The organism is Embleya sp. NBC_00896, assembly GCF_045207785.1.
Lineage (GTDB): Bacteria > Actinomycetota > Actinomycetes > Streptomycetales > Streptomycetaceae > Embleya.
In genome coordinates this window covers 6,431,803-6,451,453 of the sequence record NZ_CP108776.1, presented here as the reverse complement: position 1 = coordinate 6,451,453, position 19,651 = coordinate 6,431,803, and the positions used below count along the sequence as shown (strand labels likewise).

The window sequence follows — 19,651 nt, the reverse complement described above, 5'->3', positions numbered from 1 at the left end:
CGGCCGTCCCCCAATTCGTATCGGTTTCGGCCGCGGACCGGAGAAGGTCAGTTCTTCTCCATGGCCTCGATCAGACTCTTGGGTCGCAGGTCGGTCCAGGACTCGTCGATGTAGTCCAGGCATTCCTGGCGCCCGGATTCCCCGAAGACGCTCGTCCAGCCCTCCGGCACCTCGATAAAGACCGGCCAGAGCGAATGTTGACCCTCGTCGTTTACCAGTACCAGAAATCTGCCGTCGGGATCCTCGAACGGATTCGTCACGATGCCGCCCTCTCGGTGGAGCGAAATAGACCTGAATTGGAAAGCAATTCAGCAGCTTTTTCGGATCTTCTGTCCCACTCGGCCGTCATCCTCAATCAGCCACTGGGGGATGTCAACCGGACCATCGGTCGTCTCGATCATGGCCGGCGGCGGCCCCGATGTGCTTCATTCACACTCGTTCAACTGCGGCGGCGCCCCGGTTGAACACCCTTGGCGCGGCCATACACGCCGGCCGACGTCGTCGCATTGATCGACAAGGCGGGCCGGTGACATAGTGCACCAGCGGGCGCCCCATTCCCCACGGCGAATGGAACTCAACTGCCATGCCTTACCTGCACGCCAACGGCATCCGACTTTCCTACGAGCGCACCGGTCGCGGAGAAAGCGTTCTTCTCATCATGGGTTCGGGGGCCGCCGGCCGGGTCTGGACCCTCCACCAGACACCCGCACTGAATCAGGCCGGATACGAGACGGTCACCTTCGACAACCGGGGCATTGCGCCTTCCGACGCGCCGGCCGGGAAATACTCGCTCGAAGACATGGTCGCCGATACCACGGGATTGATCGAGGCGCTGGACCTGGGGCCCTGCCGAATCGTCGGACTCTCACTGGGTGCGCTGATCGCGCAGGAGATCGCGGCCCACCATCCGCATATGGTCCGCAGCGCGGTCCTGATCGCCTCGCGGGCCCGATCGGATGCCATTCGGCGTGCCCAAACGGAAGCCGACCGGGCGATGCAGGAAAGCGCCGGCTCGTCGCCGCCCGCCTATCGCGCGCTCAACACCGCGATTCAGATGTTGTCGCCGACCACCCTGAACGACGACGACGCGGCCGCGATGTGGCTGGAGATCCTGGAACTGTCCGGCGACGTCGACACGGCCGACGGTCAGGCCTGGGTCGATCTCGCCGGAGACCGTCGCGCGGAGTTGCGGAAGATCGTCGCGCCGTGCCGGGTCGTCTCGTTCGCCGACGATCTGATCGCCCCTCCGCATCTGGCCGCCGAGCTCGCGGAATGCATTCCGAACTGCGACCTCGTCGAGATTCCCGCGGCGGGCCATCTCGGCCATCTGGAACGGCCCGAAGAGGTCAACTCGGCGATCATCGAGTTCCTCGACAAGTACTGAGAGGAAGTTCCGTGACCATGATGTCCGCCCCGGGCATGGGGCCGACTCTCCGCCTGGACGACTCGATCACTCGGCAAAAGGTCTCGCCAGGCACGGTTCGGCGCCTTCTCCCGTATGCCGGCCGCCACCGCCTGTGGGTGGCGCTGGCGCTGTTGGCGACGGTCGTCGACGCCGTCATCATGGCGGCGAGCCCGCTGATCCTGAAGATGGTCATCGACGACGGCATCCGTCCCGGGAAGTTCTCCGTCGTGGTGGCGCTCTCGGCCACCATCGCAGCGCTGGCCGTGGTGGACGCGGCGGCGATCTATCTACAGGCGTGGTTCTCCGGGCGGGTCGGCGAGGGGCTCGTCTACGAACTGCGCACCGAGGTGTTCGAGCACGTCCAGCGGCAACCGCTCGCCTTCTTCACCCGCGCGCAGACCGGGTCACTGGTCAGCCGGCTCAACACCGACATCATCGGCGCGCAGCAGGCGGTCACGACCCTGCTGACCCAGGCGGTCTCCACCTTCCTGACCGTCGGTCTCGTACTCGCCGCGATGTTCTACCTCTCCTGGCAGGTCACGCTGGCCGCGCTGGTGCTGATTCCGCTCTTCCTGCTGCCCGCGAAGTACTTCGGGCGGGCGATGCAGCGCCTGGCCCGGGAGGAGATGCAACTCGACGCCGAGATGGGGTCGATGATGAACGAGCGGTTCAACGTGTCCGGGGCGATGCTCGTCAAGCTGTACGGACGCCCGCGCGAGGAGTCGGACGTGTTCGCCCGGCGGGCCGCCCGGGTCCGCGACGTCGGGGTGCTCTCGGCCGTCTACGGGCGGCTGTTCTTCATTCTGGCCACCCTGCTCACCGCGCTGACCACCGCGCTGGTGTACGGCCTGGGCGGCAAGCTCGCCATCGACGGCGCCCTCGAACTCGGGGCCCTGGTCGCCATGGTCGCGCTGCTGCTGCGGCTGTACGGGCCGATCAATCAGCTCTCCAGCATCCAGTCCAGTTTCATCACCGCGCTGGTGAGTTTCGACCGGGTCTTCGAGATCCTGGACCTCAAGCCGCTGATCGTGGAACGCCCCGGGGCGCACGACCTGGCCGCCGCCTCCGGCGACGGGGAGAGCACGACCGAGATCGAGTTCGACATCGAGTTCGACGAGGTCTGGTTCCGCTACCCGAGCGCCGAGGAGGTCTCGCTGGCCTCGCTGGAGTCGACCGCCGCCCGCAACCGATCGGGCGGCGAAGACGCGTGGACGTTACGGCAGTTGAGCTTCAGCGTGCCGCAGGGGAGCATGACGGCGCTGGTCGGCCCGTCGGGTGCGGGCAAGACCACGATCACGAACCTGGTGCCCCGGCTCTACGACCCCGTCCGCGGCGCCGTGCGCGTGGGCGGTCAGGACCTTCGGGAGCTGACCCTGGAATCGCTGCACGACACGGTCGGTGTGGTCACCCAGGACGCGCACCTGTTCCACGACACCATCCGGGCCAACCTGCTGTACGCCCGTCCGGACGCCACCGAGGCCGAGTTGGTCCAGGCGTGCGAGGCGGCGCGGATCTGGGAGATGATCGCGTCCCTCCCCGACGGCCTCGACACCATGGTCGGCGACCGCGGCCACCGGTTCTCCGGCGGGGAGAAGCAACGCGTGGCCCTGGCACGGCTGTTGCTCAAGTCGCCGCCGATCGTCGTGCTGGACGAGGCGACGGCGCACCTGGACTCGGAGTCCGAGGCGGCGATCCAGCAGGCCCTCAAGACCGCGCTCGCGGGGCGGACCTCGCTGGTGATCGCCCATCGGTTGTCCACCATCCGCGACGCCGACCAGATCCTGGTCGTCGACGAGGGTCGCGTCCGAGAACGCGGCACCCATCAGAGCCTGTTGGCGGCCGGTGGGCTCTACGCCGACCTCCACCGCACCCAGTTCGCCGACCGGGACGGACCCGACGTCGACCTGACCTCGGAGGTCTCCTCACCGAGTCTGCCCTGATCCCGACGATCCGCCGGCTGCCGAAACGGCCGGGGCGCACCGCGACCACGCGGTGCACCCCGGCCGTTTCGCTGTGCCGCCCTACGGCGATGGTGGTGTACGACACGAAGTGTCAGGCACCCATTACGCTAAAGTGCTAGTCTCCTAGTTAAAGTGAAGCGACGATGATCGATTTCCACTTGGACACCCGCTCCGGCGTCTCCCCCTACCAGCAGCTGGTCCAGCAGGTCCGCCAGGCCCTGCGTCTCGGAATGCTTTCCAAGGACGACCAACTGCCGACTGTGAAGGAGGTCGTCTCCAAGCTCGCGATCAACCCGAACACCGTGCTCAAGGCCTACCGGGAACTGGAGCACGAAGGTCTCGTCACGGCCCGGCCGGGCGTGGGCACCTTCGTGACCCGCACGCTCACCGACGGGTCGCTCGCCGCGCATGAGCCACTGCGCCGGGAATTGCAGACGTGGCTCGCGAACGCCCGGCGCGCCGGGTTGGACGCGGACAGCATCGAGGCTCTCTTCACGACCACGTTCCGGAGCACATTGCGGACCACCGCAGAAGCGCAGAAGACCGAAGAGGTGAGGAAATGACGTCGGTTCTACAAACCGAGGGCCTGGGCAAGCGATACGGCCACCACGAGGCCCTGGCCGATTGCACCCTGAACGTGCCGTCCGGACGGATCATCGGCCTGGTCGGCCCGAACGGGGCCGGCAAGTCGACCCTGTTAGGCCTGACGTGCGGGTTGATCGCGCCGACATCGGGGACCATCAAGGTGCTCGACAACCGGCCCGCCGCGAGCGCGGCCCAGTTGGCCAAGGTGGGCTTCGTCGCCCAGGACACCCCGATCTACCCGGGCCTGTCCGTCGCCGATCATCTGCGGCTGGGCGCCCGGCTGAACCCCCGCTGGGACCGGCAGTTGGCGGAGGGACGGATCCGCCAGCTCGGCCTGGACCCCGCGCAGAAGGCCGGCCGGCTCTCCGGCGGCCAGCGCGCCCAGCTGGCGCTGACCATCGCCGCGGCCAAGCGGCCCGAACTGCTGATCTTCGACGAGCCGGTCGCCGCGCTGGACCCGCTGGCCCGGCGCGCGTTCCTGCAGAACCTGATGGAAGTCGTCGTCGAGATCGATGTCAGCATCATTCTCTCCTCCCACCTGCTCTCCGATCTGGAGCGCGTCAGCGACTACCTGATCGTGCTGGCCGCGGGTCGCGTGCAGCTCGCCGGCGAGGTCGACGACCTGCTGGCAACGCACTACCGGCTGACCGGGGTTCGCGGCGAATTGGATTCCTTACCGGCGAACATCAACGTCGTCACCGCCGAGCACACCGCCCGCCAGAGCACCCTGGTGGTGCAGACCGCCGGGTCCGTGCCGCACAGCGTCAGTGCCGCGGAGCACGTCGACCTCGAGGACATGGTCCTCGCCTACATGACCCAGGCCGCCGGAGCGGCGGCGGGCGTGCCCGGAAGCCGTACGTCGGAGCGATCCTCGGAGGCACAGCGATGATCTGGCTGACCTGGCGACAGTTCCGTACCCAAGCGCTCGTCACGCTCGGCGCGCTGGTCGTGCTGGCGATCTATCTGGTCTTCCTCGGGATGACGATCCGCGACGGCTACGACTCCCGGATCGCCGACTGCGTGCCGGGCAAGACCTGCGCCGCCGCGGAGAACCGGTTCGAATCCGATTACAAGGCGCAACTGGCCCTGATCGGCGGCCTGCTCCTGATCGTCCCCGCGATCATCGGGACGTTCTGGGGCGCGCCCCTGATCACCCGCGAGCTGGAGACCGGAACGCATCGGCTGGTCTGGAACCAGAGCATCACCCGCGTGCGCTGGCTCGCGATCAAGGTCGCGATCATCGCCCTGGCCACCGTAATCGTCGCCGGGCTGTTCAGCGCCCTGCTGACCTGGGCGGCCCGCCCCTACGACCAGGTCGTGGGCAACCGGTTCGACGCGCTCGTCTTCGGCTCGCGCAACCTCGCCCCGCTCGGTTACGCCGTCTTCGCCTTCGCCCTGGGCACCACCGTCGGGCTGCTGATTCGCCGCACCGTTCCGGCCATGGCGGTCACCCTGGTGGTCTTCGCGGTCGTCCAGGTCGTGATGCCGTACGTCCGCCCGTACCTGCTCCCGCCCAAGGAGACGTCGATCGCGGTCGACGCGACCTCGCTGCCGCGCGTCAGCAGCTTCATCCTCGAAGGCGGCGGCGACGAGTCGGGTGACGCCATTCCGACCTCGTCGACCATCCGCGTCGAGAGCTACGGCATGCCCGGCGCCCTGGTGCTGACGTCGAGCAGCAGGATCCTCACCGCCGAGGGCAAGCCGGTCCGCACCGACGCGGCCGTGCAGAGCTGCCTGGAGCCGGCCCAGCCCGACCTCGCCTCGTCCGGCGCCTGCCTGGCGAAGCAGAATCTCCACTTCGACGTGACCTACCAACCGGCCAACCGCTACTGGACCTTCCAGTCGACCGAGACCGGGCTCTTCCTCGGCCTCGCCCTGTTGCTGACGGGCTTCTCGCTCTGGCGGATCCCCCGCGGCCTGGCCTGACCCCCGACCCGGGGACGACGAACGATCGGCCGGCCGCGTCGTACGCGGCCGGCCGATCGGACGATCAACGCGGTGCCGCTCCGAGACCTCGCGGACCCGGGACGGCACCGGCGGGTGTCACCAGCGCCATTCCTGTTGGCCGAACAGGTGCCCGGCCTTGATGCCGTGGTCGGCGCACCAGGTCAGGAACTCCTCCACCTGCTTGAGCTGGTAGGTGTCCTCGTTGTACGTGGTGGCCATGACGTGGCCGAGCCAGCTCTCCTCACCCATGGCGTACACGTACGCCTCCTCCGCGCCCAGTTCGGTCATGATCGCGGCGGCCTGCTCCGCGTTCGACCCCGAGAGCTTGCGGGACTTGCTCATCTTCCGGGTCACCGGCTTGGTGAACAGCGCCTGATAGAGCCAGGTGAGCGGGGCACCGTCGCACTCCATGCCCAGGAACGCGTAGTGCGCCGTGCCCAGGTGGTTGCGGACGTGGCGGTAGAGCTGCGGGTCGATGCCGGAGGAGTCCGCGCCCACGAACGCCGTGCGCCCGGCGAGCTCGACCCAGTAGGTCGACTTGCCGCGGATGTCGAGGTCGCAGTGCTCGCCCAGGAACGGCGTGGCGACCACCTTCCCGCCCGGGAAGGGCACCTCGTCGAAGTCGTCCACCTCCACCACCGGGAAGCCCATGTGCCGCAGCATCAGCGCCATCGACGGGTCCTCGAGGTTGCCGCGCGAGGGGCGCGGGACCACGATCGCGTCGACCCGTCCGCGCAGTTGCAGCAACGTCTCGAGCACGATGTGGTCCTGGTGGCCGTGCGTGATCACCACCAGGTCGATGTGGTCGGGGAGGTCGTCGAGGGTGTACCGGTCCCCGGCGGAGCTGTCCGCGCTGATGAACGGGTCGGTCACGATGGCGGCTTCCGGCGTCTGCAGGACCAGACACGCGTGTCCGAAGTAGCGGATCCGACCGCCGGCCTCGATATGCCGGTCCTCGGCCGCACTCGGCCGCTCGCTCAGCAGCCCGGCGAGTTGTCCGGCTTCGGCGTCGCCGAGTTCGAGCGCCTCGCGCAGCCTGCTCAGCGTGGTCGGCTGCACCCGGGCCTTGAACAGCTCCTCCAGGCCCGCGTGGCGGAACGGGATCGGCAGTTCGAGCACATCCGGCGAGGGCAGTCGGGGCGTGCTCAGGATGAACGGGCGCTCCGTCCCCGGCTCCAGGGACAGCTGGACCGACTGCCGGCCTTCGACGTAGGCCCGGCTCTCGTACGCCAACGGCTCGATGAAGCGGATCGACGCCTGGTTGTCGGTGTCGTAGGCCAGCTCGACGAGCCCGCCCAGCTCGGGCGGAAGCTTCGGGTACAGGGGCGTGAGATCGAAGCCGGTCGCGTTCGCCCGCACCAGCTCCTGCGCCTCGGCCACGGCGGCGGCCAGCCGCAGCATGTCGGCCCGGTCCCGCTTGATCGTCTCCAGCAGGTCCCGCACTTCGGCGGAGCGATCCGCGCCGACGTTGACGAAGTAGCCGCCCCGGAGCTCCGGGTTGTGACTGGCCGCGATGTGTACCTGCGGCGACTGCACATAGGACTCGAGCATCGGCACCTGAAGGTACGCCAGGTTCATTGCCGCCTGTATCGGCGCCACCGTGTGCAGCCAGGCATAGAACCTGTCCACCAGTGGTTCGACTATGACTTTCGATCGCAGAAATACCGGAGTATCCGTCATCCGCGCACTCCCCTCCTTGCAGATCCGGGAGATTCGACAACCCTCGGTGGGCAGACTGGGCACAACTATGGGGGGTGCCGATGCCGGCGTTCAATGCTCTCCCGTCGCGCGGATAACGCGCGGCCGACGCGCCTTGGCCGAAAGGCGTGGCGCTCGGGCCGCAATTCCGGATGCCCGCTCGCCGGCTTCCCTTCGGGGGCGCCGGGCGCGGGTGTTCAACTGCGGCACCGCGTCGGTTGAACCTCGCCGAACGCTCGCCCGCACCCCCGGAGTCCGGCCCGTACTCCGGCCCGATCACCGGCCCCGACGCCCCCGAGCACCCGGTCCGGCGGGCACACCACCGCGATCCGGGCCGCGCCCGACGGTCGGTCGTCGACCCTGCGGGTTCGAGCGCATACTTGCCTCGACCGTCCGTCGGAACGCATCGTCGAAATACTCGCACCGAATATCGATCGCCTTTGCCCGCGGCGACGAGAAGGCGACGCATTTCCTCGTCGTCGCAGTGTGCCCGACGCGGACCACGAAACCACGATCCGACTTTCCCGGCGACGGCCGACGGCGACGACTCCCGCACCCCGGACTTCTTCCCCGACTTCATCCCCACTTCGCCGACGACTTCGCCGCCGAATTCGGCGTACACGCGATCCGGGACGAGGGAGCGGCCCGGTCGGGCAGCCGGCCCGTCCGCCCGTTGCCCCCGGGAATCCAATAGGATTGCCGCCGTGGGAAATAAGGATTCCAATGGGTCGGCCGGGCCGGCGGCGTTGCCCGACGCCGGGCCCGCGGACCTGAACCTGTTGCGCACCTTCCTCGCCGTGCACCGGTCCGGTTCGTTCACCGCGGCCGCGCACCTGGTGGGGTTGTCGCAGCCGACGGTGACCACACAGATCCGTGCACTGGAGCGCCGGCTCGGGCGCGAGCTGTTCGAGCGGCTGCCGCGCGGTGTCGCTCCCGTGCCGTTCGCCGACGAGCTCGCGGCGCGGGTGGCCGGGCCCCTCGACGCCCTGGCGTACGTCACCGGCCGCGGCGAGCCCCAGGAGGACGCCCCCGCCGCGCCCGTCCACCTGGCGGGCCCCGCCGAGTTCCTGTGCGCCCGGGTGTTGCCGGCCCTCGCGCCCCTGGTGGCCGGCGGCGTACGCCTGGCGGTGACCACCGGGCCGACCGATCCGCTGCTGAACGAACTGCGCTCCGGCCGCCACGACCTGGTCGTCGCCACCGTCCGTCCGCCGGGCCGGACCCTGATCGCGGTGCCGCTGGTCGACGAGGAGTTCGTCCTCGTCGCCGCCCCGGCGTGGGCCGAGCGGATCGGTGGCCCGGCGCGGATCGACGCCGAGGGCCCCGGTGTGCTGCACGGCGTACCCCTGATCACGTACGCCCAGGACCTGCCGATCGCCCGCCGCTACTGGCGGCACGTCTTCGGCAGGCGGCTCAACTGCCGGGCCGCGGTCACGGTCCCGGACCTGCGCGGGGTGCTCGCCGCCGTGCTCGCGGGCGCGGGTTTCTCGGTGCTGCCCCGCTACCTGTGCCTGGACGAACTCGCCTCCGGCGAACTGGTGGCCCTCCAGGACCCCGAGGACCCGCCGATCAACACCGGCTACCTGGTCCAACGCCCGGGCACGCCCGGCAACCCGCACGTCACGGCCGTCCGCGACCGGCTCCTGCGCGCCGCGCCCACCTGGTGAGCGCCCGCGCCCCCGAGACACCCGCCGTCGGACCGTGCCCACCGGGGTAGACGGGCCGCGTAGTCGGCGGGGTCCACCTCCGTCAACGTGATCGGGTGCAGCAGTTCGAACCATCCCCGCGAGGGCCCACGCGACCTTCCGGCCCCTCCCGACCGCCGTCGAACACAGGCCGCCGGCCCCCGGGCGCATCCAATACCTTCACCCCTGTCGGACATCGGATATCCAATGGCTCTGCGGATGCCGTCGCGGCGCGGCCCGCCCGACCGGTCCGAGGAGCCACAACCGGAATGCCGTCCGCTTGACATCGGCTCCGCGCGGGCGTCCTCTGAGACTATGTGCGAGCAAGCCGCGGAGCAGCCGCCGTGCCGCACGGTACGAGGACGCGGGTGTCCCCCATGACGGGGATCGCGCCCGGGTCCGGAACTGCGCACGGGCGCCCTCGTGAGGCGCAGACCGCGGTCGAACTCGACGAGGAGTTCGACGCGGTCCTTTCCGAATGCCTCGGCGACGCCGTACAGGCCACGGGCGCGTACGCCGGTGTGGTCTACCTGCGCTCGCCGGACCGGCGCTCGCTGGTCCTGGCGAAGGTCGCGGGGCTCGCGCTGTCCCTGGTGGACCAGTGGAGCCGGGTCTCGGTGAACGGGGCGCTGCCCGCGCCGGAGGCGTTCCGCACCGGACGGACGGTGTTCCTGGCCGACGACGGCGACACCATGCGGCGCTTCCCCCAGTTGGCGCTGGGCATGCCGTACGCGTTCGCGTCGGCCTCGGCGCCGGTGCGCGCGGGGGCCGAGACCTTCGGCGTGGTCTGCGTGATGTGGCCCGTCTCGCCCGGGCACGGGCTGCCGTCCTCCCGGCGGCGCGGCCTGCGGGCGGCGGCCAAGCGCCTGGGGACCGTCCTCGCCGAGCGGCTGCAACGCGGTGCGGGTATCGAGTACGACGGCCCGCCGACGCTGACACCGCTGCCCACCTCGGCGTTCCCGCTGATCCGGGTGGGGCTCTTCGACTGGAACGTGGCCACCGACGAGTTCGACGCGGACGACGAGATGTGCCTTCTGTTCGGCGTCGATCCGGCCGACTTCGACCGGCGCCCGGCGACGCTGGCCGCCCGGGTGGTCTCCGGCGGCGGGCGGGCGTTCCGCGACGCCGCGCACAGCGCGGTCGAGACCGGCCGGGTGCTGGCCTGGCGGCTCCAGGTGCAGGGGGCGGACGGGGTTCGGCGGCCGCTGGAGGTGTGGGGCCGGGTCGCCGACAACGACTACGGCGGCCGTTCGCGTCACCTGGTCGGCGCAGTGCTGGACCTGGGCACCGGAGCCGCGGCCGCCGAAGCGGCGGAGCGGCTGCCCCACGGCGTCTTCTCGCTCGACCCCGAGGGCCGGATCACCTACGCCAACCGCAACCTGGAGGGCCTGCTCGGGGTCCGCCTCGACGACGTCCTGGGCAAGACCCCGTGGGAGGCGATGCCGTGGCTCGCCGACCCGTCCTACGAGGACCGCTATCGGGCGGCGATGCTCTCGCAGCAGCCCGGCTCGTTCCTGGCCCGCACCCCGCGTGACCGGTGGCTGGCGTTCGCGCTGTACCCGGACCCGTACGGGCTGACCGGCAAGGTCGTACGGGTGGAGGCGCCGCCGAGCGCCGCCGACCGGGCGGACCAGCCGGATACCGAGGCGGGGACCTTCGCCGAGCCCGAGTCCGAGGTCGCTCCGCCGCGCCTGGGCGCGATCTACCACGTCCTCCAGATGGCCGGCGCGCTCACCGAGGCGGTGTCGGTCGACGAGGTGTGCCAGGCCGTCTCCGACCAGATCCTGCCGGCCTTCGGCGGCCAGGAGATCGCCATCTACATCGTCCGCGACAAGCGCTTCTTCCTGGCTCGGCAGACCGGTTACCGCGAGGGGTTCCTCGACCGGTTCGAGGGGGTCCCGTTGGACGCCTCGCTGCCGGGCGTCGAGGCGCTCACGCAGGGGGCGCCGATCTTCTTCGAGTCGGCGGCCGAGCTGGCCGCGGCGTACCCGGGGATCCCGATCGACGAGATGTGCGCGTGGGGGTTCCTGCCGCTGATCGCCTCCGACCGGCCGGTGGGCAGTTGCATTCTCGGCTTCGACCGGCGGCACGTGTTCACCCCCGAGGAGCGCTCGGTGCTCACCGCGCTGAGCGGCCTGATCGCGCAGGCCCTGGAGCGCGCGCGGCTGTACGACGCGGAGTTCACCCTCGCGCGCGGCCTCCAGCACGCGCTGCTTCCGCACCGGCTGCCGAGCCTGCCGCACCTGGAGGTCGCGGCGCGGTACCTGCCGGGCACCCAGGGCATGGAGATCGGCGGTGACTGGTACGACGTCATCGACACCGGGCGCGCGGTGGCCCTGGTCATCGGGGACGTCGAGGGACACAGCGTCGCGGCGGCCGGCACGATGGGACAACTACGCAGCGCGGTACGGGCGTTCGCCACCGGTGGGCACGGGCCCGACTGGGTCGTGCGGTGTACGAACCAGCTGCTCGCGGATCTGGACTCCGAGCTGTTCGCCAGTTGCTGCTACATCGAGCTGGACCCGCTGACCGGGGTGGCCGACGTGGTGCGCGCGGGCCACCCGCCGCCGCTGATGTGCGGTGCCGACCGGCAGGCGCGGGTGGTCGAGGTCACCGGCGGCACCCTGCTCGGCGTGGACCGGAACGCCGAATACCCGGTGACGCGCCTGTCCCTGGAGCCGGGATCGGTGCTCGCGCTGTACACCGACGGTCTGGTGGAGGACGTCGGCGCGGACATCGACCTGGGCATCGAGCGGATGCGCGCGGCACTGTCCCACACCCGCGACGCGTCCGTCGCCGAACTCGCCCACCGCATGTTGCGCGACGCGGGTCGGCTGAACGAACGCGCCGACGACGTCGCCGTACTGCTGACCCGCTGGACCGGGACGGAACCATCCACCGGTCCGCACTGACCGGCGGGCACGCGCCCGCCGACGGTGGACGCGCGACCATGGAGAAGGAGAAGGCAGGAGGGCTCGATGGCCACACCGGACACCTCAGGTGCCGACGACGCGCGCGAGGCGGCGTCGGGCGTGCCGTGGGGCGCCGATCGGGCGCTGCTCGACCACATGCTCAACCGGGCACCCATCGGCATGGCCGTGGTCGACACCGAGATGCGCTGTGTGTGGATCAACGACCACCTGGAGCGCACCGGCGGGATACCGCGTGCCCGGCGGATCGGTCGCCGGCTCAGCGAGGTGTTGCCCGGGCTGCCGGCCGAGTCCATCGAGGCGCGCATGCGGCAGGTCCTGGAGACCGGGACGCCGCTGATCGACCACGAGTACCAGGGCCGCACCGCGAGCGACCCGGAGCATGTGCACGCCTACTCGACGTCGTTCTTCCGGCTCGAGGACAACGACGGGATGGCCGCGGGGGTGTGCTACATCGTGATCGACGTCACCGACCGGTGGCGGGCGCGCCAACGACTCGCGTTGCTGAGCGACATCGGGGCGCGGATCGGGACCACCCTGGACGTCGCGCGGACCGCCCAGGAACTCGCCGACGTCGCGGTCCCCGACCTGGCCGACTTCGTCGCGGTCGACCTGTTGGATCCGGTCCTGATCGGCGTCGAGCCCGCGCCGGGCCCGGTCCGGGACAACCCGGTGCTGATCCGCGTCGGGCAGCGCTCGGTCCAGGAGGGCCTGCACGGCGACGACCGCAGCGAGCTGCGCGAATCGATCGCCAAGACCGGGGAGCGCGCCCCTGTGGTGCGCAGTTCACCCGGCGCGCGCTGCCTGATCGACGGCAAGGCGGTCCTGGAACCCATCCTCGACCCGGCGATCCTGCCGTGGCTGGCCGAGGACACGGTGTCCACGGATCGCGCCCGCACGGTCGGCCTGCACTCGATGATGGTCGTCCCGATCCGGGCCCGCGGCACGATCCTGGGCGTGGCGCACTTCTTCCGCCGCGGCACCCCCGACCCGTTCGAGGGCGACGACCTGATCCTGGCCGAGGAGTTCGTGTCCCGGGCCGCCGTGTGCATCGACAACGCGCGCCGCTTCACCCACGAGCACGCCGCCGCGCTGGCCCTGCAGCGCAGCCTGTTGCCGCACGGACTGCCCCGGCAGACCGCCGTCGAGGTGGCCAGCCGCTACCTGCCCGCCGACGACCGGACCGGGGTGGGCGGCGACTGGTTCGACGTGATCCCGCTGTCCGGGGCGCGCGTCGCCTTGGTCGTCGGCGACGTGGCGGGCCACGGCACGCACGCCGCGGCGACGATGGGCCGGCTGCGCGCGTCGGTGCACACGCTGGCCGATCTCGACATGCCGCCCGACGAGCTGCTGGCCCATCTCGACGACCTGGTCATCCGGTTCGTCGACGAGGAGGGTGCCGGAGAGGGCGGCGTCGACACCACCGCGCTGGGCGCCAGCTGCCTGTACGCGGTGTACGACCCGGTCAGCCGGCTGTGCACGGTCGCGCGTGCCGGGCACCCGCCGCCGGCCGTGGTCCGACCCGACGGAGTGGTGGAGTTCCTCGACCTGCCCGCCGGGCCGCCGCTGGGGCTGGGCGGTCTCCCGTTCGAGGCGGCGGAGTTCGAACTGCCCGAGGGCAGTCTGCTGGCCCTGTACACCGACGGCCTGCTCGGAGCCCGGGACCACGACGTCGACTCCGGGATGGACCGGCTGTGCGCGTCGCTCGCCGACCCCGACCGGCCGTTGGACGCCATCTGCCGGTCGATCCTGGACGCCCTGGTCCACGATCCCCCGGAGGACGACGTCGCCCTCCTGGTCGCCCGCACCCGCACGCTCGACTCGTCGCAGGTGGTGTCGTGGGATCTCCCCGCCGACCCCGCCTTCGTCGGCGAGGCCCGCGCCCTGACCGGCCGGCAGCTCACGGAGTGGGGGCTGGAGGACGTCGCGTTCACCACCGAACTCGTGGTCAGCGAACTGGTCACCAACGCGATCCGCTACGCCGCGGGGCCGATCCGGCTGCGGCTGATCCGAGACGACACGCTGATCTGCGAGGTGTCCGACGCCACCAGCACGACCCCGCGGATGCGCCACGCGCGGACCTCCGACGAGGGCGGACGCGGCCTGTTCCTGGTCGCGCAGTTCGCCCAGCGCTGGGGCACGCGCTACACCGCGGAGGGCAAGACGATCTGGGCGGAACAGCCGCTGCCGGCCTCCCGCTGAGCGCGCCGCACGCGCGGCGGGGTCGGCTGCGGCGTGGGCGTGAGTGGTTATGGTGAACGGGCGTTTTCGTCGCCGTGCGGGTGGCGGTCGGTCGCGCGGTGGCACGGTGGCGGGTGTGTGAGGAGTGCCGGCGAGAGTGCGGGGTGGCATGGGCGCTGGGGTGTTCGAGGCGGAGCTGCTGCTCGGGCACGCGGACGCGGCCGTCGCCGCGCGGGTTCGCGGGCGGCTCGGCACGGCGGCCGAGGGCGGCGACGCACCCGGTGTGGCGACTCCTGCGACCGCGGCGCCGACCCGCGTGGCGGGGCTCGACGGCGCCGCGCTGATCGCCCGGCTGCGGGCGGACGACGTCGAGGACGCTCGCGATGTGCTCGACGGCGCCGGGGGAATCGACTGGCCCCTCGTGGTGCGCGAGCACCGTCGTACGCCCTTCTCCGGTGCGGTCCGCGCGCGCCTGGGGGCGCGCGACGACTGTCCCGCCGAGGTCGTGCTCGCGCTCGTCGTCGCGTTGTCGGCCGGGCGGCCCGTCCACGACACCCGGGCGCTGGACGCGGCGCTGCGCCGGGGCGTGGTCACCCCGCGCCGGGTCGCGCTGGAGGCGGCGCCGGGCTGGTCGGCGATTCGCACGCTGGAGCACTACTCGCGGTCGGTCGGCGGCAGGCGGCTCGCCCCGATCGAAAGACTGCTCGACGAAGCGGCCGCGCTGCTCCCCGGGGACGACCTGCTCGCGTGGTTGTGGTTGATCGGGCGCACGCCGACCCACCCGGGGACGTTCCCCGAGCTGTGCGCCGACGCGGTGCGGGCCGCCCGGACGGATGCCCCGGGGTTGCGCGAAGCGGCTCAGGCCACCCGTTGGGACGAGTCCGCGATGCCGGTGGTCTCCGGGTCCACGCAGCTCGCCTGGGCCGCGCTGTCCCCGGCGGGCATGCTGGGTCGGGTCGACCCCGCGATCGCCGCGCGGGTGGTCGCGGCGCTGCCGGTGAACGCGATCCGCGGGTTCCTGGACGCCGCGGAGGTGGCCGTGCGCGTGGTGGTACCCGCGATCCGCCGTGCGCCGGAACTCACCACGTCGCTCGTGCACATCGCGCCCCGCACCCGCGAGTCCGTGCGCGCGTTGCTCGCGCTGCACGACCCGGAGGTCAACGGCGCGCTGCTGTTCCTGGAGCCGTCCCATGCCGACATCGGCCACGCGGTCCACCTCGCCACCCGGCAGGACGCGCCGCGTCGGGTGCCGCTGTCCGCGGCGGTCCGCCGCAGGCTGCGCTACGACGGGAACCCACACCGGTATCAGGGCGCCCAGGCGGTCTACGGCCACCATCCGGATCTCATCCGGATCGCCTTGGAGACGGGCAAGAACTCCCTCGGCACCGCGAGGACACTGCGCGGGCTGCTCGGCCTGTGGGAATGCCGAGGACGCGCCGCGCTGTACGACCCGAAGCTGCGGCGCCGGCTGGACCGGGCCTCGGCCGAGATCCTACGCTTCGCCGGCCACGGATCCCGCGGCCTGGAGCGGCTGCGCGCCGCGGTGGCCCAGCACGAGAGTCCGGCCGCGTTGATCGCGGCGATCCGCGCCGATCCCGGCCGGGCCGGGCAGCCGCTGCCTCGGGCGTTTTGGCCCGCGGCGGTCCTGGCGCACGCGCGGGACCCGCTGCCGGCCGCCGCGCTGTCCAGGCTGGCGCTGCACTGGGACTGCCCGGTCGAACTGAGCCTGACCGCGTGCCGAACGGATCCGACTCTGGCGCCCTTCCTGGCCGATCGCTCGCCCGCGCACGCGTCGGCCACGCTGCGCCATCCACTGCCCGTGCCGCCTCTGCCCGGCCCTGCGGGGCAGACCGTGTTCCCCGTCGGCTGGTACGTGCACGCCCTGGCCCACGAGCTGTTGTCGATCCGGGAGTTCGTCGAACTCGCCCACCCCGCGCCGCACCTGCTGCAAGCCGTGCGGAGCCTCGCCCCGTTCTTCCCGGAAGGGCACGCCGAGGCCCGGCGCGTGATCGCCGAGCACACCTCGCGCACCCTCGGCGACAATCCCGACGCGTGGGCGGTGGCCGTCCGTCTGGCCCCCGACTTCCCCGGCACACTGCCCGAGTTGGCGGCGACCGCGGCGGCCGTATTCGACTGAGCGACCGGGGCCGGATCCGCGCCCGGGGCGCGAACTCGCCGAACGGGGGCCGCGTTCAGGCGTCGCAGGCGGGCAGCCGGCCGTGGAATTCCACCATCTCCGCGAACACCGCGCCGATGTCGAGTGCGGCGCCCGGGGCCGCGCCGCGCTCCTCGGCGAAGGCCCGATGCAGGTTGGGGACGAGCCGTTCGGAGTCGAGCAGGTGCGCGAAGGCGGTGCGGTCGCTCTCCCGGGCGACCTGGAGGGGGGTGAGTCCCGCGGCGATTCCCGCGCGCGCCAGATCCCGCACCCAGTGCAGGTAGTTCGCTGTGACGTCGAACACTTCGGGGCCGGCCGGCGGACCGTGGCCGGTGATGATCGTCCGGGCGCCCAGGGCGCGCATCCGGTCGAGGGCCGCCAGCGTTCCGGACACCGACCCCATCGGCACGAAGGGCGTTACGCCGGACATCACCAGGTCGCCGGTGATCAGCACCTCGCGCTCGGGCAGCCACACGACGGTGTCGTTCGTGGTGTGCGCCGGGCCGAGGTGGATCAACTCGGCCCGGATGTCGCCCACATGCAGGGTGATCCGGTCCCGGTAGGTGATCACCGGAAGCGCGAGGTCGAGGTCGCCCCATTCGACGTCGGGCCACAGCCCGGTCAGGTGCAGGCCGGCCGCCGCCATCTCGGTCCGGGCGTCCGCGTGCCCGACGACCACGGCCTCGGGGAACACGAAGTTGCCGAACGTGTGGTCGCCGTGGAAGTGCGTGTTCACCAGGATCCGCGGCGCGGTGGAGGCCACTTCGAGGATCGCGGCCCGCAGCCGCCGGGCCCTGGCCTCGGTGGCCGCGGTGTCCACGAGCGCCGACCCGTCGCGGGACACCACCAGGGCCGCGTTGTTGACGCACCACCCGCCGTGGGGTTGTACATAGGCGAAGACGCCGTCGGCGACCTCGGTGAGTCGGGCTGTCGACGGCTGTTGCCGGGTCGTCTCGGACACCGTGCCTCCTGGCGGTCCTGGACCGATGGTGGGAACGGCGGCCATGCTCGCGCCCGGTGATCGAGGATTGCTGGAGCGGCGGCCGACTGCGGCCGAATGCAGGAGAAACGCGCGCCGAAAGCGTGCCGAAACCGGCCGGGGCGGCGGCGATCGCGGGAGGTGTCGAAGGATGGGCGGCGGAGCAGATCTGTAATAGTGCCAACTGTTGGGGCACGGCAGATCGAGCAGGAGCCGACACGGGGGAGACCGGTGATCCGGATCTTACTGGCCGAGGACATGCACATGATCCGAGGAGCGTTGGTGGCGCTGCTCGGGCTGGAGCCGGATCTGTCCGTCGTCGCGGAGATCGCGGACGGTCGGGCGATTCTGCCGGCGGCGATCGAGTTGCGACCCGATGTCGCGGTCATCGACATCAACCTTCCCGGCGCCAACGGACTGGACGCCGCGAGCCTGCTGCACGAGATGGTGCCGACCTGTCGGGCCATCGTGCTGACCGCGCTGGACCAGCCGGGCACCGTGCGCAGGGCGATCGACGCGCACGTCTGGGGCTTCCTTCCCAAGATCGCCCCACCCACCGAACTCGCCGCCGCCATCCGCCTGGTGGCCCCGGGACAACGGGTGATCGACTCCCGGATCCCGCCCGGCGCGTGGGAGGCGGAGGAGCGCCCGGCCGGCCGGCGCGGCGGGGGCAGCCCGCTGACCCCACGGGAGAGCGACGTGCTGCAGATGGCCGCGGAGGGCATGAACGCGACGGAGATCGCGGGTGCGATGCACCTGTCGACGGGGACCGTACGCAACTATCTGACCGCCACCGTCACCAAGCTCAACGCCCGCAATCGGGTGGACGCCGTGCGGATCGCTAGAGCGCGGGCTTGGATAAGCTGAGGCCCCGCAGCGGCCCGACCGGGTGTTCGGCGGTGAGTCGGAACCAGCCGTCGCCGTCGGCGCCCGCGCGGAACGTGCCGCCGACCTCCTCGAGCCGGCGGCCCAGATTGTCCAACCCGCCACCTATGCGATGCGGCGCCCTGGCGTCCCCGTTCGTGGGGACGCCGTCGTTGGCCATCTCCAGCACGAGCCGACCCTCCGTCCGGGAGATGGTGATCCGGCAACTCCGGGCCAGGCTGTGCCGCAGCACGTTGGTGACCCCCTCGCGGACCACCGTGGCCAGGACGGTGCCGGTGTCCTCGTGCAGGGGTACGCGCTCGTCGTGGATGGCCAGATCGATGCCGGCGGCGCTCAACACCCGCCGGGCGGCGGACAGTTCCACCGCCAGGGACAACTGTCGATAGCCGTGCGCGACACAGCGCAGGTCGGCGAAGGCCTGGCGGGAGATCACCAACACCTCCTGGAGTTCCGCCTGCGCGCGTTCGGCCTCGTCGTCGACGAGCCGGGTCACCAACTCGCACTTGAGCGTGATGGCGGCCAGGTTGTAGCCGAGCAGATCGTGCAAGTCCCGTGCCACCCGTAGTCGTTCGCCCTCCACGGCCAGCCGCGAGCACTCCTCCCGGGCACGCCGGACCATCACGCTCCAGGCGGCGATGCGGGTGACCCCGTACACCATCAGCGCGTTCACGGCGCACGAGAGCACGCCGATGCAGACCCCGAGCGGCCGGTGGTCGATCATCATCACCCAGCCCCCGGTGAGCGCGGTGGCGCCGCCGAAGGCCGTGATCGACCACGGTGGATTGAGCACGAGCAGCGCGGCGCCGGCGAGGAAGCCCGACATGCCCGCCCAGGCGAGTCCGAGCGCGCACAGCGGGCCGTAGGTGAGCAGGGCCTGGGCGGCGAGGGTCCACCTGCCGTACCGGGCGCGGAGTCGGGAGCCCCACAGGGCGCAGTGCAGGCTTTGCAGGGCGAACACCACGACGAAGGCGGTGACGTACAGCGCGATCCGGCCGGACGTCGGATGTCCGGCGAGGAGGTTCAGGAAGCCGAGGAGGCCGACCGCGGACTGCACGGCCAGGACGATGCACGCCGCGAGCCAAGGGGGTGGCTCACCCTTCGGTAAGTCGACCATACCGTCCGCCCGATCGAATATGGATCCGAGGGGCGCAGTCAATCAGGAAACCGATCACGTCGAATGCGGTTGTCGTACAGGTCACAGCGCGTCCGCCGATATCGGGCCATGATCGAATCGACGGGCGAC

Annotated in this window: 14 protein-coding genes; 10 read left to right on the top strand and 4 right to left on the bottom strand. The window is 71.2% G+C overall.

Annotated features, from left to right (window positions below; translation table 11 throughout):
* Window positions 1-47: 47 nt before the first annotated feature.
* Window positions 48-260, bottom strand: coding sequence for an MbtH family protein (locus OG928_RS29175; RefSeq protein ID WP_406289186.1), 213 nt, complete (start codon window positions 258-260; stop codon window positions 48-50).
* Window positions 261-583: 323 nt separating this feature from the next.
* Between OG928_RS29175 and OG928_RS29170 the strand changes: the two genes are divergently transcribed.
* The 5 genes from OG928_RS29170 to OG928_RS29150 all read left to right on the top strand — a co-directional run bounded on the left by OG928_RS29170 (window position 584) and on the right by OG928_RS29150 (window position 5,877).
* Window positions 584-1,384, top strand: coding sequence for an alpha/beta fold hydrolase (locus OG928_RS29170; RefSeq protein ID WP_406289183.1), 801 nt, complete (start codon window positions 584-586; stop codon window positions 1,382-1,384).
* 17 nt (window positions 1,385-1,401) lie between these two features.
* On the top strand, window positions 1,402-3,345 hold the full coding sequence (locus OG928_RS29165) for an ABC transporter ATP-binding protein (protein WP_406291281.1): 1,944 nt from the start codon (window positions 1,402-1,404) through the stop codon (window positions 3,343-3,345).
* 164 nt (window positions 3,346-3,509) lie between these two features.
* Window positions 3,510-3,929 (top strand): GntR family transcriptional regulator, encoded by a 420-nt coding sequence (locus tag OG928_RS29160; protein ID WP_406289182.1) that lies wholly within the window; start codon window positions 3,510-3,512, stop codon window positions 3,927-3,929.
* Complete coding sequence (locus tag OG928_RS29155) at window positions 3,926-4,840, top strand: ABC transporter ATP-binding protein (protein WP_406289179.1); 915 nt, start codon at window positions 3,926-3,928, stop codon at window positions 4,838-4,840. The genes OG928_RS29160 and OG928_RS29155 overlap by 4 nt, the downstream gene beginning before the upstream one ends.
* Window positions 4,837-5,877, top strand: a complete 1,041-nt coding sequence (locus OG928_RS29150) for an ABC transporter permease subunit (protein WP_406289176.1) — start codon at window positions 4,837-4,839, stop codon at window positions 5,875-5,877. The genes OG928_RS29155 and OG928_RS29150 overlap by 4 nt, the downstream gene beginning before the upstream one ends.
* 117 nt (window positions 5,878-5,994) lie before the next feature.
* On the opposite strand, the gene OG928_RS29145 is transcribed toward OG928_RS29150, so the two are convergent.
* Window positions 5,995-7,578, bottom strand: a complete 1,584-nt coding sequence (locus tag OG928_RS29145; RefSeq protein WP_406289173.1) for an MBL fold metallo-hydrolase — start codon at window positions 7,576-7,578, stop codon at window positions 5,995-5,997.
* A gap of 722 nt (window positions 7,579-8,300) precedes the next feature.
* Here OG928_RS29145 and OG928_RS29140 point away from each other — a divergent pair.
* From OG928_RS29140 to OG928_RS29125, 4 genes are all read left to right on the top strand, one after another.
* Window positions 8,301-9,260: a LysR family transcriptional regulator gene (locus tag OG928_RS29140; RefSeq protein ID WP_406289170.1), complete on the top strand. Its 960-nt coding sequence runs from the start codon at window positions 8,301-8,303 to the stop codon at window positions 9,258-9,260.
* A gap of 395 nt (window positions 9,261-9,655) precedes the next feature.
* Window positions 9,656-12,190 carry a SpoIIE family protein phosphatase gene (locus tag OG928_RS29135; RefSeq protein ID WP_406289168.1) on the top strand — a complete coding sequence of 845 codons (2,535 nt, stop codon included), beginning with the start codon at window positions 9,656-9,658 and terminating at the stop codon, window positions 12,188-12,190.
* 66 nt (window positions 12,191-12,256) lie between these two features.
* A complete protein-coding gene (locus tag OG928_RS29130; RefSeq protein WP_406289166.1) occupies window positions 12,257-14,410 on the top strand; it encodes a SpoIIE family protein phosphatase in 2,154 nt (717 codons plus the stop codon).
* Between the two features lie 148 nt (window positions 14,411-14,558).
* Window positions 14,559-16,526 (top strand): hypothetical protein, encoded by a 1,968-nt coding sequence (locus tag OG928_RS29125; RefSeq protein ID WP_406289164.1) that lies wholly within the window; start codon window positions 14,559-14,561, stop codon window positions 16,524-16,526.
* Between the two features lie 55 nt (window positions 16,527-16,581).
* Here OG928_RS29125 and OG928_RS29120 read toward each other — a convergent pair whose 3' ends face one another.
* Window positions 16,582-17,505: an MBL fold metallo-hydrolase gene (locus OG928_RS29120; RefSeq protein WP_406289162.1), complete on the bottom strand. Its 924-nt coding sequence runs from the start codon at window positions 17,503-17,505 to the stop codon at window positions 16,582-16,584.
* Window positions 17,506-17,754: 249 nt separating this feature from the next.
* On the opposite strand from OG928_RS29120, the gene OG928_RS29115 reads away from it, so the two are divergent.
* Window positions 17,755-18,390: a DNA-binding response regulator gene (locus OG928_RS29115; RefSeq protein WP_406289159.1), complete on the top strand. Its 636-nt coding sequence runs from the start codon at window positions 17,755-17,757 to the stop codon at window positions 18,388-18,390.
* On the opposite strand, the gene OG928_RS29110 is transcribed toward OG928_RS29115, so the two are convergent.
* Window positions 18,365-19,522: a sensor histidine kinase gene (locus tag OG928_RS29110; RefSeq protein WP_406289157.1), complete on the bottom strand. Its 1,158-nt coding sequence runs from the start codon at window positions 19,520-19,522 to the stop codon at window positions 18,365-18,367. The two genes, OG928_RS29115 and OG928_RS29110, sit on opposite strands and share 26 nt — an antisense overlap.
* Window positions 19,523-19,651 lie beyond the last annotated feature (129 nt).